This window comes from Corynebacterium sp. CCM 9203 (assembly GCF_041357675.1).
Taxonomy (GTDB): domain Bacteria; phylum Actinomycetota; class Actinomycetes; order Mycobacteriales; family Mycobacteriaceae; genus Corynebacterium.
Window position 1 is genome coordinate 513,843 of the sequence record NZ_JAUERY010000003.1, and the last position, 14,900, is coordinate 528,742.

14 protein-coding genes are annotated in these 14,900 nt (G+C 61.9%); 11 read left to right on the plus strand and 3 right to left on the minus strand.

Features of this window, described 5'->3' with window-relative positions; all coding sequences use genetic code 11:
• The first annotated feature begins 169 nt into the window (after positions 1 to 169).
• Together QWU44_RS09010 and QWU44_RS09015 are read left to right on the plus strand one after the other, a co-directional pair.
• A complete protein-coding gene (locus tag QWU44_RS09010; protein WP_370915338.1) occupies positions 170 to 2,119 on the plus strand; it encodes a chorismate-binding protein in 1,950 nt (649 codons plus the stop codon).
• 110 nt (positions 2,120 to 2,229) lie between these two features.
• Positions 2,230 to 2,820, plus strand: coding sequence for an aminotransferase class IV (locus tag QWU44_RS09015; protein ID WP_370915339.1), 591 nt, complete (start codon positions 2,230 to 2,232; stop codon positions 2,818 to 2,820).
• On the opposite strand, the gene QWU44_RS09020 is transcribed toward QWU44_RS09015, so the two are convergent.
• Positions 2,817 to 3,611: a DUF3027 domain-containing protein gene (locus QWU44_RS09020; RefSeq protein WP_370915340.1), complete on the minus strand. Its 795-nt coding sequence runs from the start codon at positions 3,609 to 3,611 to the stop codon at positions 2,817 to 2,819. The genes QWU44_RS09015 and QWU44_RS09020 overlap by 4 nt on opposite strands.
• 9 nt (positions 3,612 to 3,620) lie before the next feature.
• Between QWU44_RS09020 and QWU44_RS09025 the strand changes: the two genes are divergently transcribed.
• Together QWU44_RS09025 and QWU44_RS09030 are read left to right on the plus strand one after the other, a co-directional pair.
• A complete protein-coding gene (locus QWU44_RS09025) occupies positions 3,621 to 4,448 on the plus strand; it encodes a glutaminyl-peptide cyclotransferase (protein ID WP_370915341.1) in 828 nt (275 codons plus the stop codon).
• A 9-nt stretch (positions 4,449 to 4,457) separates the two neighbouring features.
• Positions 4,458 to 4,991 (plus strand): DUF2771 domain-containing protein, encoded by a 534-nt coding sequence (locus QWU44_RS09030; protein ID WP_370915342.1) that lies wholly within the window; start codon positions 4,458 to 4,460, stop codon positions 4,989 to 4,991.
• A gap of 9 nt (positions 4,992 to 5,000) precedes the next feature.
• Here QWU44_RS09030 and QWU44_RS09035 read toward each other — a convergent pair whose 3' ends face one another.
• On the minus strand, positions 5,001 to 5,390 hold the full coding sequence (locus tag QWU44_RS09035) for a cold-shock protein (RefSeq protein WP_370915343.1): 390 nt from the start codon (positions 5,388 to 5,390) through the stop codon (positions 5,001 to 5,003).
• A gap of 661 nt (positions 5,391 to 6,051) precedes the next feature.
• On the opposite strand from QWU44_RS09035, the gene QWU44_RS09040 reads away from it, so the two are divergent.
• Positions 6,052 to 6,702, plus strand: coding sequence for a resuscitation-promoting factor Rpf1 domain-containing protein (locus QWU44_RS09040; RefSeq protein WP_370915344.1), 651 nt, complete (start codon positions 6,052 to 6,054; stop codon positions 6,700 to 6,702).
• 205 nt (positions 6,703 to 6,907) lie between these two features.
• On the opposite strand, the gene QWU44_RS09045 is transcribed toward QWU44_RS09040, so the two are convergent.
• On the minus strand, positions 6,908 to 7,099 hold the full coding sequence (locus QWU44_RS09045; RefSeq protein WP_370915345.1) for a hypothetical protein: 192 nt from the start codon (positions 7,097 to 7,099) through the stop codon (positions 6,908 to 6,910).
• 64 nt (positions 7,100 to 7,163) lie between these two features.
• Here QWU44_RS09045 and QWU44_RS09050 point away from each other — a divergent pair, with 64 nt between their 5' ends.
• The 6 genes from QWU44_RS09050 to QWU44_RS09075 all read left to right on the plus strand — a co-directional run bounded on the left by QWU44_RS09050 (position 7,164) and on the right by QWU44_RS09075 (position 14,865).
• Positions 7,164 to 9,539, plus strand: coding sequence for a helicase-associated domain-containing protein (locus QWU44_RS09050; RefSeq protein ID WP_370915346.1), 2,376 nt, complete (start codon positions 7,164 to 7,166; stop codon positions 9,537 to 9,539).
• Between the two features lie 93 nt (positions 9,540 to 9,632).
• On the plus strand, positions 9,633 to 11,294 hold the full coding sequence (locus QWU44_RS09055) for a DNA repair helicase XPB (RefSeq protein WP_370915347.1): 1,662 nt from the start codon (positions 9,633 to 9,635) through the stop codon (positions 11,292 to 11,294).
• Positions 11,295 to 11,344: 50 nt separating this feature from the next.
• Positions 11,345 to 11,995, plus strand: a complete 651-nt coding sequence (locus QWU44_RS09060) for a DUF3239 domain-containing protein (RefSeq protein WP_370915348.1) — start codon at positions 11,345 to 11,347, stop codon at positions 11,993 to 11,995.
• 826 nt (positions 11,996 to 12,821) lie between these two features.
• Entirely contained in the window at positions 12,822 to 12,947 is a 126-nt protein-coding gene (locus tag QWU44_RS09065) for a hypothetical protein (protein ID WP_370915349.1), read from the plus strand.
• A gap of 45 nt (positions 12,948 to 12,992) precedes the next feature.
• Positions 12,993 to 13,292 (plus strand): hypothetical protein, encoded by a 300-nt coding sequence (locus QWU44_RS09070; RefSeq protein ID WP_370915350.1) that lies wholly within the window; start codon positions 12,993 to 12,995, stop codon positions 13,290 to 13,292.
• A 619-nt stretch (positions 13,293 to 13,911) separates the two neighbouring features.
• Positions 13,912 to 14,865 (plus strand): hypothetical protein, encoded by a 954-nt coding sequence (locus tag QWU44_RS09075; RefSeq protein WP_370915351.1) that lies wholly within the window; start codon positions 13,912 to 13,914, stop codon positions 14,863 to 14,865.
• Positions 14,866 to 14,900: the final 35 nt, after the last annotated feature.

Sequence of the window (14,900 nt, forward strand, 5' to 3'; positions counted from 1 at the left end):
CGTCCAACCGGGCAAAGGAAAGCTGTGCCACGGATACAATGGCACCGGCACGCGCCGATGGGCAACCGGACTTCATGCAGTACCGGGCCTGATTCGACGAGATGACCGTATCGGGGTGAGCCGCCCCGGGTGCACATGGCGAGCACGCCCCGACCTTACGGACCTGACTGTGACAACAATTCTGCTGATAGACAACCACGATTCATTCACGCATCTGCTCGGCGACCTCATTCACCGGGCCACCGGTGTAGCTCCCCATATCTTGTCGAACAACTCCCCCCGAGTTACCCCCGAGCTCATCGCGGGAGCTGATGTGGTCGTCATCTCACCGGGCCCCGGATCACCCCATTCACCCGATGATCTCGGTGCGTCCGCCATCGCGATCGGCCAGAACCGAGTCCCCGTAGTCGGAGTCTGTCTGGGGCACCAGGCCATCGCGTTGGCTGCGGGAGCGAACGTCGAACGCGCGATGCATCCCAGACATGGTCTGGTCAGCAGGGTCACTCACGACGGCACAGGAATCTTCACCGGGGTTCCCTCCCCCATTGAGGTTGTGCGCTATCACTCCCTGGATGTGACCGCTCCTCCACCGAATGTGGAGGTGCTGGCCCGCGCCGATGATGGAACGATCATGGCTCTCCGCCGGACCGATGCTCCTCAGTGGGGTGTGCAGTTTCATCCCGAGTCCATCGGCACGGACCACGGTGTCACGTTGCTCCGAAACATGGTCACACTCGCCTTACGGCACGGGACGCCGTCCTCCGGAACTGAGACGCGATGCTGGCGCCGGATACCGGTTCCGCACCCGCCATCCGCCCGCCGGGTCGCGGAATTCTGGCGAAGCCGTTATCCCGTACTCGTGTGGCTCGACGGTGCCGCATCCGAACCTGTGATCGCTGAGACGACCGCCGTTCGGGATCTCCCTGACGATCCCGAAGCCCCAGGCATCGTCGCAGCCGGGCATCACCTGGTCCATCCTTCCGGTATTCCCGACGGGAAACTCACCGAGGATAGTTCCCCCGCTCACCCGGACATCGTTCCCGGCGCGTTCGGGGTTCTAACCTACGAAGCTTCCGGAGGGTGGGACGGTGCGAAGGTAACCGAGGTCGACGGGAGTGAGCAACTGCTCGTACCCGAGGTGCTGTACCAGTGTGGCCCCGGCGGCGCCCATCTGACGGTTCCGGCGGATCTCCCGGAAAGCCACTTCGGGGAACTCATCCCAGCGCACCGTGTCCGCCCCCCAGATCCCCTCCCCCCGGCGCCCACGATCGTGGATGGAATCCGTATGCGCCACAATGCCGCGACATACCGTGAAATGGTTGAACGCTGTCAGCGCTACATCGAGTGCGGCGAGTCCTACGAGCTCTGTCTCACCACCTCCGCATCCGCGGAACTCGCCGATGCCCCGGATCCGTTCGCCTTATTTCTCCGCCTCCGGCGCCTGGCAGCGGCACCGAGGGCCGGAGTACTGATCACACCTGACTTCGCGGTGTTGTCAGTGTCCCCGGAGCGTTTCCTCACCGTCACCGCAGGAGTGATGACTGCATCTCCGATCAAGGGAACCCGTCCACGGGGTGCGACACCGGAGGAAGATACGCGACTGGCCGACGAACTCGCGTCAAGCACGAAGGACCGTGCGGAGAACATGATGATCGTCGATCTGCTCCGAAACGATCTCGCCCGGAGCTGCATCCCCGGTACCATCACCGTTCCTGAACTGTGTGCGGTCCACACCTTCGACAAGGTTCATCAGATGATCTCGACCATCTCCAGCAGGCTCCCCGTCAACGCGAATAGCCTCGATGCTGCGCTAGCGGCGTTTCCTCCGGGGTCAATGACCGGCGCCCCGAAACAGCGCAGCATGGACATTCTCGCGGAGCTGGAAGGCACACCACGGGGTGTGTACTCGGGGTGCATGGGCTGGATCTCCGCAACCGGGGATCTGGATCTGTCCGTACTCATCCGCACGGTGGCCGTCCACGGTCGGAGCCTGAACTACGGGGCCGGTGGCGCGGTGACCCGGTTGTCTGATCCGGCAGCAGAGTGGGAAGAGGTTCTGGTGAAGACCCTACCTTTTCGTCTTCTGCTGGAACACGGCATCTCAGAGGTTGATCTGTGACCTGGCCGGAACGTGTATCGACGTCGTTCCGGATGATAGACGGCCGCGTCCGCTGCTGGCATGCACACATGGAGAGGCTCCGGCCATGGTTGTCGGACGGAGACGAATCCGTGATCCGATCGACTCTGCGAACTGCAGGTTCAGGCGCGTTCAACCCGTTGGTTTCCGTGGGGGTTGGCGGCCCATCGGTGCTGATCCGACCTGATCGGGAGTTCCATGAACTCATCACGGTTGACGCCATCGGACACCGGGATCTACGTACCCAACCGACAATAAAGGGGCCGGACCTGGACTGGCTCGCAGATTGTCTGATGCAATCCCGAGACCGCGGGGCAGATGAGGGATTGTTACATGATGACGCCGGTTTCGTCATCGAAGCCGTCTACTCCACGATCTTGGTACTTGGTCCAGGCCGCGCGACACTGATCCGGCATCCGCGTTCTCTACGTTCGACGACGGCTGACGGGGTGTGCACCCTTCTCCGGGGATCGGGGTGGCCTGTCACGGAGGAAACCCGGATCCGTCCTCGAGAGCTCATGAGGTCCCAGGTATGGCTGCTCAACGCATTCTCCGGGGTTCGCGCGGTCACCGGCTGGGTAACTGAACGTGGGCTGATTCCGGCGCCGGATGCCGTCGAAGCCGGACCGAACGGAATGTCCGGAGTATCGGCACAGCTCTGGTCCACCGCGATCCGGGTCTAGAGTTCAACGGTGTATTCGTCGTCGAAAACTTCGCCTTCCGGGGTTCCGAGGGTATCCGCCGGCGGAGTGTCCGAATGGGCACCACATCCGTAGCCGGAGTGTGCGACACGTCCATCAGCCGCGTACTCGTTGGTGCACACCCCGAAGTTGGCGACGGCATTTTCGGGCAGTGGAATCCAGAAGGCGCAACTGCCGCAGTGCAGCGCCGCACGCTGAGCGAACTCGCTGGTCGGCCCGAAGTCACTCCCCCGCCATCTGTGGAGAGCATCATCGAGTCCACGTCGGGTGAGGCGTTTGTCCGTGCGTTGACACGGAATCGCGGGACGCTCGGAATCCGTAGCCCCGACAAGTTCCGTGGCGTCGACGAGGCGTTCATCGTCGGGCCTCGGCGGCATGACATCCCCTGGGCCAAGGTCGCCGGGGCGAACTCGCTCAGCGTAAGGCACCCAGTCTGGAGCCCGTAGTGCATCTCTGCCTGGCTGCAACGCAACTTCGTTGACGGTAACGTACTCCGAGTTCGGGGCGCAGGCGACGACAGCGACCCATTCCCATCCACCGTAACCGGGCACATCAGCGGCGAACCGATGCGCGGCAGAGTGTGCCCCGATCCGGCTCACACCGAGATGAATTCCAACTCCGCCTTCCCCGAGACCGACAACAGCGTCGCGTGCGACAGCGATAGCTCCGGCTCCGAGCAGGGGGTCACTCTTCCGTTCCCGTGTCCGGTGGGAGGATCGGCTTCGGCGATGATTACTCTTCGGCACCCGACCATTATCCGGTATCTGATGCATGATGGACGAATGTCCCCTCTCATGTGGTCACGAAGCGTCACTGTCACTGCGACGACACTGTGCCTGACCCTCGCCGGTTGCACCCCGGATCCTGCTCCGGTCATTCTCCGGGAACATGGTCTGGACCACTTCGGGGTGGAGACCGTCGCGCAGTACCCGATGGCCGGGGACAGTTTCACCCAAGGGCTGGAGTACGACGGTGAACGACTTCTCGTCGGCACGGGAATCACAGGTGAGTCCCGTGTGTACACATCCGATCTCGATGGCACGGAGATCCGCTCCGTGGACCTGCCACCCGAGTATTTCGGGGAGGGGGTCACCGACACAGGCACGGTGATCTGGCAACTGACCTGGCGGGACGGGACGGCGATCAAGCGCGACCGCGATACCCTCGAGGAAATCGGGCGGACGTCCTACCCTGGCGAGGGGTGGGGTCTCTGCTCCTTCGGCGACACCGTCGTCATGTCCGACGGCACAGACCACCTGCGGCTGCTCGATCCGGACGATCTACGGGAACTCTCACGTATCCCGGTCACGTTGTCGGGTGAACCCATGGATCGGCTCAATGAGCTCGAATGCGTCGAGGCCAATGGACGGAGGTCCGTTCTGGCGAACGTCTGGACGACTACGACCATCGTCCGGGTTGATCTGGACGACGGTGCAGTGACTGCGGTGATAGACGCTTCAGGGCTCAGAGACGCGAACCCGACGGACCCGGATGACGTTCTGAACGGCATCGCACAGGTACCGGGCACCAACCGCCTCCTGCTCACCGGTAAGCGGTGGGGCACCCTCTACGAGGTGACGCTCACGGAGTCACCGACCACGGACCGATAGACTGCGGACATGGCAGAACGTAGGAACAGAGGCAAGAATCTCCGGCAGTTCATCATCCTCATCATCGCGGTGGTCATCGTGGTCGCGGTGTCGGTGTTGTTCCAACGCTGGTGGAACGACCGCCCGGGCCCGCCGCCCCAGGAAATTACCCTGCAGGCGTCCGTCGGAGACAGGGAGGTGATCGTACGGCCCTACAGTGCCTGCGAGATCGACGTCTTCTGTCCTGAAGGGGAGGTAACCGATCTCGCGGTCGGTGCAGAGGAAACGCTCACGGTCACCCTCCCCCCCGAGGTGTACGACCATGATTTCTCAGTACTCATGATCTACGACAATCCCGCAGCCAACGACCAGCGCCTCTACCCGGGCAACAGTACCCGGGAGGTAGAGATCGACGGGTCCGCGGAGCTCAAGGACGGTTCGGAAGATGAGTCAACCGACGCCCGGCTCCTGGTGGTTGAGGTAGCCTCACCTCAAATCGGGACCGACAAGGACGGGCATCCCAGCCCCGTCCGTGTCGTCTGGTCCATCAACGCCCAACCCTGAGCAGAAACCTCAGGAATCGAGCTCCCGGGCGACAGCCCGGAGGATCTCGGCCACCTGCCGACCGGTCTTCCGATCAGGTCGGCGACCCGTACGAAGATCGGGCTGCACCTTCGATTCCAGAAGTGTGACCAGGTCGGAGATCATTCCATGGAGTTCCTCCGGCTGGTACTTGTGCTGGGGCCGCCGGACCACGCGGGGGGTGTCGAGGACCTTCACCCGGAGCGCCTGCGGACCACGACGCCCCGCTGCGAAATCAAACTCGATTCGCTGACCCGGGTGGAGTTCCTCAACTCCGTCAGGAAGCACCTGTTTTCCCACGAAGCAGTCCTCGTCGCCCGGATTGGATACGAAGCCGAAACCGCGTTCCGTGTCATACCACTTGACTTTGCCGATAGGCACTGGACCTCACCCTTTCATTGAGCGCTGGGAGGGAGCCCGGCGCGGGGACCCGCCGACGACAGGGGATCCCGTCATTCTGCCGACCATGCCGCCCCACCGTCACCCGAGCATCACGTAAAGAAGCTAATATACCCCGATAGGCACTGCCGTGACCCCGCTCCCTCCCCAGGGACACAACAAAGCGGAAGATACCAGCAGAACCGCACCCCATCCAGTATGTATCACCAAGGCGATGAGAGCTGATCCTCGATATTTGCCAGGCTGGATAAAAATTGTGACCCAACCGTATCCAATCCGCTCACCTGCTGTTTCATCGGCTCACGGACGCGTAGCCGACATTTTTTCGCGTCCGGAACGTGACAGTTTCGTTATAAACCAGTACCGTTGCTGAGCGTAGGCCCTACCACCACGCCCGTCGAGCCCATCGCACCCCCTGTCCGGGACAACCGATGGCGTGGTAACTCACGTCGGGGCCTGTGGATTCCCACGAGATCAACCAGCCCACCTCGCGCCGCCACTTCAGGTGCGGCGCTGGACCGTCGAACTGAACACAGCGAGGACAGGGGCGGAGCTGCCATCACCGGTAGAACCCGGTATCGGCACCAGACATGGTAGCCGGGGCAGCCCGACAAGCGATGACCGAGAGGAAACGAAAGACTTCATGGCCCATCACGCAAAGCAGACTCCCTCCCGCATGACCCGGCTCGCGGCATCCGCCGTGGCTGTCGGGACGGCAGCATCCATTCTGGCGCCCACCGCGTCCGCTGCCCCGTACTCCGACTGGGACCGGCTCGCACAGTGTGAGGCCGGTGGAAACTGGGGTATCAACACCGGAAACGGCTTCTACGGCGGACTCCAGTTCACCCCGGGCACCTGGCGCGCCTACGGTGGCGACCAGTTCGCACCACTGCCGCACCAGGCCACCCGTGAACAGCAGATCGCCATCGCCGAGAAGACCCTCGCGGGACAGGGCTGGGGTGCCTGGCCCGCCTGCTCCGCCCGACTCGGTCTGAACTCCGCCCCGAACACGCACCGTGGCGTTCCCGCCCCGGAGGCTCCTTCCATCGCTGCGCCGGTGATCCCCGCACCCGCGGAGTTCAACGCTGAAGCCACCGTCATCCAGGATCCCGTCGCAGGTTCCAGCGATGTCATCCCAGTTGATGCGCTATACAACGCCCTGGTGAACGCTCTGCGTGACCGTGGACTGCCTGTACCTCATGAACTCACCGCCTTCTACCAGGCGAACCGAGGCAACTTCGAAGCCTTCTACAGTGCCAACCGGGACAACATCGAGTTCCTGCTGGGACGCTGACTCCCCTTTCATCGGCGATACACCTGAAGCCGCCAGGCGAGTGCACGCACCCCACGTGTTCTTCTCGCCCGGCGGCTTCAGGTGTATCTGGCGGACGTCATCCCGTCTCCGGCAGAACCCGGGTAGCACGAAGTGCCGGAGATTGACTCACACCACGTATCGATGCAGCCATTCTCCGGCTGGGCCGGACGGGAAAGTACCGTTCTTAGCGATTGACCCGCGTATAGGGATGGACGTAGCCGAGTTCCTCCACGGGGCGCGGGAAAACCATCTCGTCACCGTACGGACTCGATGCACCGTCCACCTTGGAGACCAGCTCAGTCACCGGATGTCCACCCCCGGGGACATGCTCCGGCCAGCCGGGATCGACGTAGCTTTTCTTTTCCATTTTCGACATGGCCCCATTCTCTCAAACGGGGCGCAGAAAAGTCACCTTATGACCCTCTAAACTTGGCGTCACCATGAAAACACCTGCCTCCGCTCCAGATTCAGGCCCCACGTTCAGTCAGTGGCTCTCGGGGGTCGACGACGACCTCCTCACCCGAATCCTCTCCCACCGACCCGACACCGCGTGGCCACTGCCTCCCGGAATCGGTGCCTTAGCAGCCCGCCTCCAACTTCGGGCATCGGTCGCCCGGGCGACGGCGAACCTGACGGCACTGCAGCTCATGGTCCTCGAGGCAGTCGCAGTACTCGGGGGTGAACTCCATCCGGTGTCCGCCCCCGATGTGGTCGAGCTGGTCACCGGACGACTCAACACGTCGGAGAATCCGGCACAAATAGACGCGGATACCGTGTCCGACACCCTCATCGAGCTGATCGAGCGGGCACTCCTCCACGGAACACCTGATCGCCTTCGCGTCACGGGAGAAGCCATGTCCTCGCTTCCGGCAAACTGGCAGCTTCTTCCCGATCCTGCCGGACGCACCACGCCCCTCGACGAGCAAACAGCCCGGGCCAGGATCACTGAGCTCTCTCCCCGCGAACGACGAATCCTCGACACGTTGGTCGCATCCGGCGGATTCGGATTGACCAAGGATGCCGCGCCCGATGCTGATCCTGACCGGCCCGTACCCCGACTCATCGCCGCGGGGTTGCTCCTTCGGGTGGACAACAGGACGGTCAAGATGCCCGCAATCGTGCGGGGCCTTCTCGACGGCACCGGTGTCACTCCTCAGCCGCTTCTCCCTTCTCCCCGTACCGCCCCGGACGGAGGTCTCATCGCTGATCCAAGAACTCAACGAAAGGCCGATGACGAGGGGGCTGCAGCGGGTATGGAGGTGACACGCCTCATACGACGTCTGATAACAATTCTCGGTGATCAGCCCGTCCAGTGTCTGAAGGAGGGCGGTATCGGTGTCCGCTCACTCACCAGGCTGTCACGCGACCTGGACTGCGACGAGAAAACGGTGCACCGTCTGGTCTGTCTCGGTGTCTCCGCCGGGCTGTTGGGCCGCGGTGAGCCGGACCCTGCCCCATCCGACGACCCAGGTGGCGAGCTCCTGGCCCCTACCCCCGACGCAGATCGCTGGCTCGCGGCTCCACCGGCGATCCGCTGGTCGATTCTCCTCGACGGCTGGGCCGGATCCGTCTGGGCCCATTGGCGTATGGGGCGCACCGACACCCGCGGCCGAACCATCCATCTTCTCTCCACCGCGACCGAGTACCAGGGACTCCCCGGTGTCCGACAACTGGTGATGGCACAGTTCGTCCGCCCGCCTGAAGGTATTGCCCTGGCTGCTGGTGAACTGGACGAGGATCTTCGCTTCACCGCGCCGGTACCCGCCAGCAGGATCCGGCCGGGAACCGTCTGCGAAATCGTTTCCGAGGCAACCTGGGTCGGAGCACTCGGCCACGGTATCGCCACGACGCCGCTCCGGGCGCTGATGAGAATTGGTGCCGATTCCGAAGCCGAATCCCCGGCCCCGGCACTCATCACCGCGGCTGAATCGGTGATCCCTGCACCCGTCGACACACTCATTGCGCAGGGTGACATGACGATCCTGGCCCCCGGCCCTCTTGCCCCCGAACTGGAATTCGAGCTGACCCTCGCCGGAGACATCGAATCGGCGGGGATGGCCAGTGTCTTCCGGATCACCGAGAACTCTATCCGACGCGCTCTGGACGCGGGGCGGAGCGGCTCCGACATCCGGGCCCTGCTCGACCAGCACACACTCGGGGACCTGCCGCAAAACATCGACTACCTCATCACCGACGTGGCCCGCCGCCACGGGGCCCTTCGTGGCGGCCCCGCACTGTGCTACCTGCGCTGCGATGATGAGGCACTTCTCCGGCAGGTTGCCGAGGCTCCTGGCTCGCAGAAAGTCGCCCTGAGACTGGTCGCTCCCACCGTCGCCGTTGCGCAGGCACCACTCATCCAGGTTCTCGATGCGCTCCGGGCTGAAGGGTTCCAACCCGTCGCAGAATCCGCTACGGGAGCCAGCCTCGACCTCCGTGCACGTCCTTCACGGGTACGCACGGAAAACAGAGGTGCCCGCCCTTCAAACCCCCTGGCACCCGGGAGTATTCGCGATGTGGTGGAGGCAATACGACGGGGTGAGGCAGCTCAGAATGCAGCCCGCACGGGGCGTACCGCCACGGATGGCACCGGACGCACGGTGCAGGGAGCACAGGCACTAGGTATCCTCCAAGCCGCGGCGCGGTCGAATCGTACGGTGACTCTCGGGTTCGTCGACAATCACGGGCAGTCGGGGTACCGCCGGGTCACCCCGGTGATGGTGTCCGGTGGGCAGGTCGACGCCGTCGACGAGGACACCGGGGAGACCCAGCGCTTCCTCATCCACCGCATCACCGAGGTGATTCTGGGGGACGACTGACCACACCCGCACGAGAATTCCATCAATGCAATAATGGTGGTTTGACCCCGCACCGGGGATATACCCGTGAAACTGGAGAGGACGTGGACGCCTGTGCCCATCGGAGACGGCCCACTCATCGTGCAGTCGGACAAAACCGTACTGCTGGAGACCGGGCACGAGAAGGCCGACGAGGCCCGCTCGGCGCTGGCCCCGTTCGCGGAACTGGAACGCGCTCCGGAGCATGTACACACCTACCGGATCACGCCTCTCGCACTGTGGAACGCCCGCGCCGCGGGACACGATGCGGAACAGGTCGTCGATATGCTGGAAACCTACTCCCGTTTCCCGGTCCCGCAGGCACTGCTCATCGATGTCGCGGAGACCATGAGCCGCTACGGCAGGGTCCGCCTGCACAAGGATCCGACGCACGGACTCACCCTGGAGTCGGAGGAGGCCGCGATCCTGGCGGAGCTCATCCGGCACCGGAAGATCGCACCGATGCTCGGTGAGCGCATCGACGACACCACATTCACCGTCCATCCTAGTGAACGAGGTCGGTTGAAACAGGAGCTCCTCAAGGTCGGCTGGCCCGCCGAGGATCTCGCCGGATACGTCGACGGTGAAGCACACCCGATCGAATTATCCACCGAGAAGGACCACTGGGAACTACGGGATTACCAGGCTCAGGCCGCCGAGGCATTCTGGGCCGGGGGCAGCGGTGTCATCGTTCTACCCTGCGGTGCGGGGAAGACAATGGTCGGTGCCGCCGCTATGTCAAAAGCGAAAGCAACGACCCTGATTCTCGTGACCAACACCGTCGCCGGTCGTCAGTGGCGCGACGAACTGATTCGCAGAACATCTCTCACCGCCGAGGAGATCGGCGAATACTCCGGCGAGGTGAAGGAGATCCGCCCCGTCACGATCGCGACGTACCAGGTCGTCACCCGCCGTACGAAAGGCGAGTTCCGGGCACTCGAACTTTTCGATTCCCATGATTGGGGCCTGATCATCTACGACGAGGTTCATCTCCTACCCGCGCCGGTGTTCCGGATGACCTCGGATCTGCAGTCCCGGAGACGACTCGGACTCACCGCGACCCTCGTGCGCGAAGACGGCAGGGAGGGGGACGTCTTCTCCCTCATCGGGCCGAAGCGTTTTGACGCTCCATGGAAGGACATCGAGGCACGCGGCTACATCGCCACCGCGGACTGCGTCGAGGTCCGGGTCACCATGACCGACGCGGAGCGCATGGCCTACGCCACCGCAGAGCCAGCAGAACGGTACCGGTTGGCGGCGTGCGCGGGATCGAAGATGCGGGTAATCCGCAAAATCCTTGCCAAACATGCAGGCCAACCTACTCTGGTCATCGGCGCTTATCTGAACCAGTTGGAGGAGATCGGACAAACCATCAACGCACCCGTCATCGAGGGAAGCACCTCGAACAAACAACGGGAGAAGCTCTTCGCCGCATTCCGTTCCGGGGAGATCGACGTTCTTGTGGTGAGTAAAGTCGCGAACTTCTCCATTGATCTACCGGAAGCCGCGGTCGCGATTCAGGTGTCGGGAACCTTCGGTTCCCGACAGGAGGAGGCGCAACGCCTCGGCAGGCTTCTACGCCCGAAGGCTGACGGCGGGGAGGCCCATTTCTACTCGGTCGTGTCCCGTGACAGTCTCGACACGGATTATGCGGCCCACCGGCAGCGGTTCCTCGCGGAACAGGGTTACGCCTACCGCATCATGGATGCGGCAGACCTACCGATGACCGAAACCTAGCCCCACATGACACCCGCCACAGACTCCATCCATGGAAGGCCCGCCCTGAGATGAGCTCCACAGACTTTCCCTTCACCATCGACCTCACCCACAACAAGGCGAACAATGAACTGCTCCGGGATTCTCGTCGACTCGTGATCTCAGCGGGCATGTTCGGATTGATTCAGATGGCCGTCGCCGCCGGGGTCCTGTGGTACTTCGGTGGGCAGCCCTGGGTCTGGATGATGGTGATCGCTCTGACGGTCATGGCCCTGGTGAGCTTCGGCATGATGTTCGTCCTGCCCCGGAAGGTCGGCACCGCACAGGAACTCTACGATCGTTACCCGCTGATCCCCGCTGTGGTGGCCGAGGTCAACGAGCGCGATCTCGTACTCCTGGCACTCGTGAACACGACGGTGTCGGAGTCTGATCCTCCCCGTTGGGCGTTGGCAGCGCGTACCGTGACGAGAATCTCAGGACACAACCGGTCCATCGGGGAAAAGGTTCCCGCAGTCGGCGTGTCTGGCCAGCGCAGCATCTCTGACAGGGATCACTGGAGTGAGATCACCCCGATGCCGATCGCTTGGGCTACACCCGACAAGGATGTGGTTCGTGCCGCAGTGAAGACCATCCCTGCCGGTCAGTGGAATCGGTTGGAACGTGCCGTTCCTCGACTTGCGGAGGTCCGCGCCACCCCCGCAGACTTGCTCATTCTCGATTAATCACAGGTTCCGGACGTCCCTGTGCTGAGTGCGCTATCTCTGTCGCGCAGATCTTTGCCCGTTTACCGGTTGACCGGCTGATCCTCGTAGCGTTCCCGACACCAGTCCGATATTGACCATCTAAAAAAGTCCCTTCCTCTCGTGAATATCTGTCACACGATCCCGGAAACGAGGACTTAGGTGGCAGTGGGAAGCCCCTGGGTGTTGATCACCCACGCTTCATCAGGGGGATCCGTCTCCACAGAGACAGCCCCCTCACGGCTACCTCCCCACCTCGTCAGCTCTGATAACGCCTCAGCGAAATGACCTACTTCCCGCCCAATGCGATGGATACCGTGCCATGGAATCGTCTCGGTTCTGAGGTGATTGCGTCGTTGAGCATCGACCGACGTTGTTCATATCCGCCGGGGTAACGCACTAGCGACACCCCGATCACTGCCCAGCGAGCCGCATCAGATCTGCTCCTGCGACGATCTGCGCCCCGTCGATACGTGATCCATCCAGTGACGTCCATGCCGCCAACTCCCCATTGGGCACGCACCCCTCAAAATTGATAGTCGCCCCGATGTTGATTGGTTGTTAAAACTAGTAGCAAGTACGCATGACATCAGGTGTATTCAGCGCAGGAGTTGCACCGTGAATAGATCACTCCCCTTAAACCTCGACAGGTGCAGTGACATGACATGAGCCGATCAGCGGAAGAACACCTCGAACCTGACCCCCAGACTCGCACGGTTCCCTGCTCCAGCAATCCGCGGTCGACCCTCCCTTTGTTTCGGCTCCGACGCGAACCGCAGAAGATCGTACGCAGAGTTCTTTCACACAAATGACCAGTGGGCACCGGGCGGAAGCTGCGGTGCTGCGGGTCACAGCCTCAGCGACGAGCGTTGCCTGGATGCTGGCACTGGTATTCAGTCGCACCGGGGAGTACGTCACGAAGATGCTTTACTGATGGTGGGGGATTTTTCCCGCTCACAGCGGCAGCTATTCTTCTTTTGTGTTCTTCGCCGCTTCGCTCCGACCGCCGCTCGGATACGGTATCGGCGCAGTCATCATCGGCGCCTCCACACTCCTGAACAACTCCATCCCTGTTGGTATCTACTTCTATCTGGCGATCGCCCACGGTGAAATCATCACCGTTCCTTTCCTCGTTTTCCTCGCTTACGCAACCAGCACAGCCCGGAGACTCGATGCCCGGGTTGCCTCCCTGCGTCGAGCACACTGGTCAACGCCCAATCTCGTACCCTCATGGAAACAGAGGCCCGATTCTTGGCGAATGTGCACGACAATGTCCTGACGCTGCTTGGGTCAGTTGCCCGGGGAAACCGGGAAATCAGTGCCGATAAGATCATCAGCAGATTGTCACCCGATGGGGTTCCGCATACGAGTGGTGTCACGGTCGCCGCCCGGGATGTCATGGATGAAGTCCTGCAGATTGTGATGACCTTCGATCCGACAACTGTGGTGACATCCACACCTCCGCCGTCCACTGCTGTGACACTTCCTGCATCGGCTGCAGCAGCCATCTGTGATTCCCTCCGCGAAGGCGCCCTCAACTCCGTCAAATACGCTCCCAACGCTCAAAGACGCTGCGACATCATCGTCAACAGTAATGGCCGCCTCGACAGCTTCACTATCCGCTACACCGATGGACGGCCCCGGATTCGACATCAAACGGATACCCGACGACAGGGCTGGTCTCCGAATAGCCATATACGGTCGACTACAGACAACAAAAGGCGGAATCGTCGACATCGAATCGACACCGGGGGGTAACCGTCACGATCGGATGGGCCTCCGCACACTCCACGCAGCCGGGGGACTCCCCGCCGCACAACCCTTTCAAATTTCCACCGGTCGAACGCCTCACCGGTCGCCACGTGACATACAGCCCATGGTTCGCGGGGTGCATCGCTATGACCTTCATGACGATGCAGTGGACGGAGCGTCAGCATTTCACGAATCTGCCAGCACAAATCACTGCAACGATTGGATTTGGCATCGCACTCACGGCCATCATGTCCGGAAAAGAATTCAGGCTATCCCTCCCCGCGACGTGCGCAGCGGTCACCGGAACGTTGACTCTGAGTGTTGGAGGTCTGATGATGGGAGCAGGAGCCGAACAACCTTGGCCTACGCATTGGTGGTTCTATGCACTACATTCGATCCTCCCGTTGCTCGCCATTCGGCGACGCGGAGGAACTGCCACAGCAACCTTCACCGGTGTCACCATTCTCATCCTGGCATTCCAAGCTGCAGGGATTCCGGTTGATGCACCGCGACTGATGCACATCCTCAACATTTTTCCAACAATATTTGCAGGGGCGCTCGTGCCCTTATTGATCAGGAGAGCCACAAGCCAATTCCCTGTAGCAACAGAAGATGCGTTGAAGCACGACGAGGACATGTACCGCGCGGGCGCCCATACAGGATATCTGCAGCGGAATTGCGAATGGGTGAAAGCGATGATCAATTTCGTTTTGCCTGATGACCTCCACCCCGAGGAAAGGGCGCGAAATGCACGACTCCTCGAGATGCGGCTCCGTGATTCGATCAGATCCCCTTTTCTCGATGTTCCGGGACTTTCCCGGGAGGTGTGGAACGCGAGGAAACGAGGAGTCAAGGTGACGTTGCTTGATGATCTCACCCCGACCAGCATTTTCCGACAGGAACCTGTAGAGAATACGCGCCCGGAACCTATCGATGAAGCATGCAGGCAAGCAGCACAGATACTGAGCGCAGTCGAAGAAGGGCAGGTTACTGTCCGTCTCCTTCCCGCCAGACGACTCAACGCAGCAACGATTCTGGCTGAAACACAGTCGCGCACCATCTATCGCACGATTCCAAACAGCCACCCAAAAATACCCTGATCAAACCGCCTTCGCCCATCGATTTTGTGCCCTCC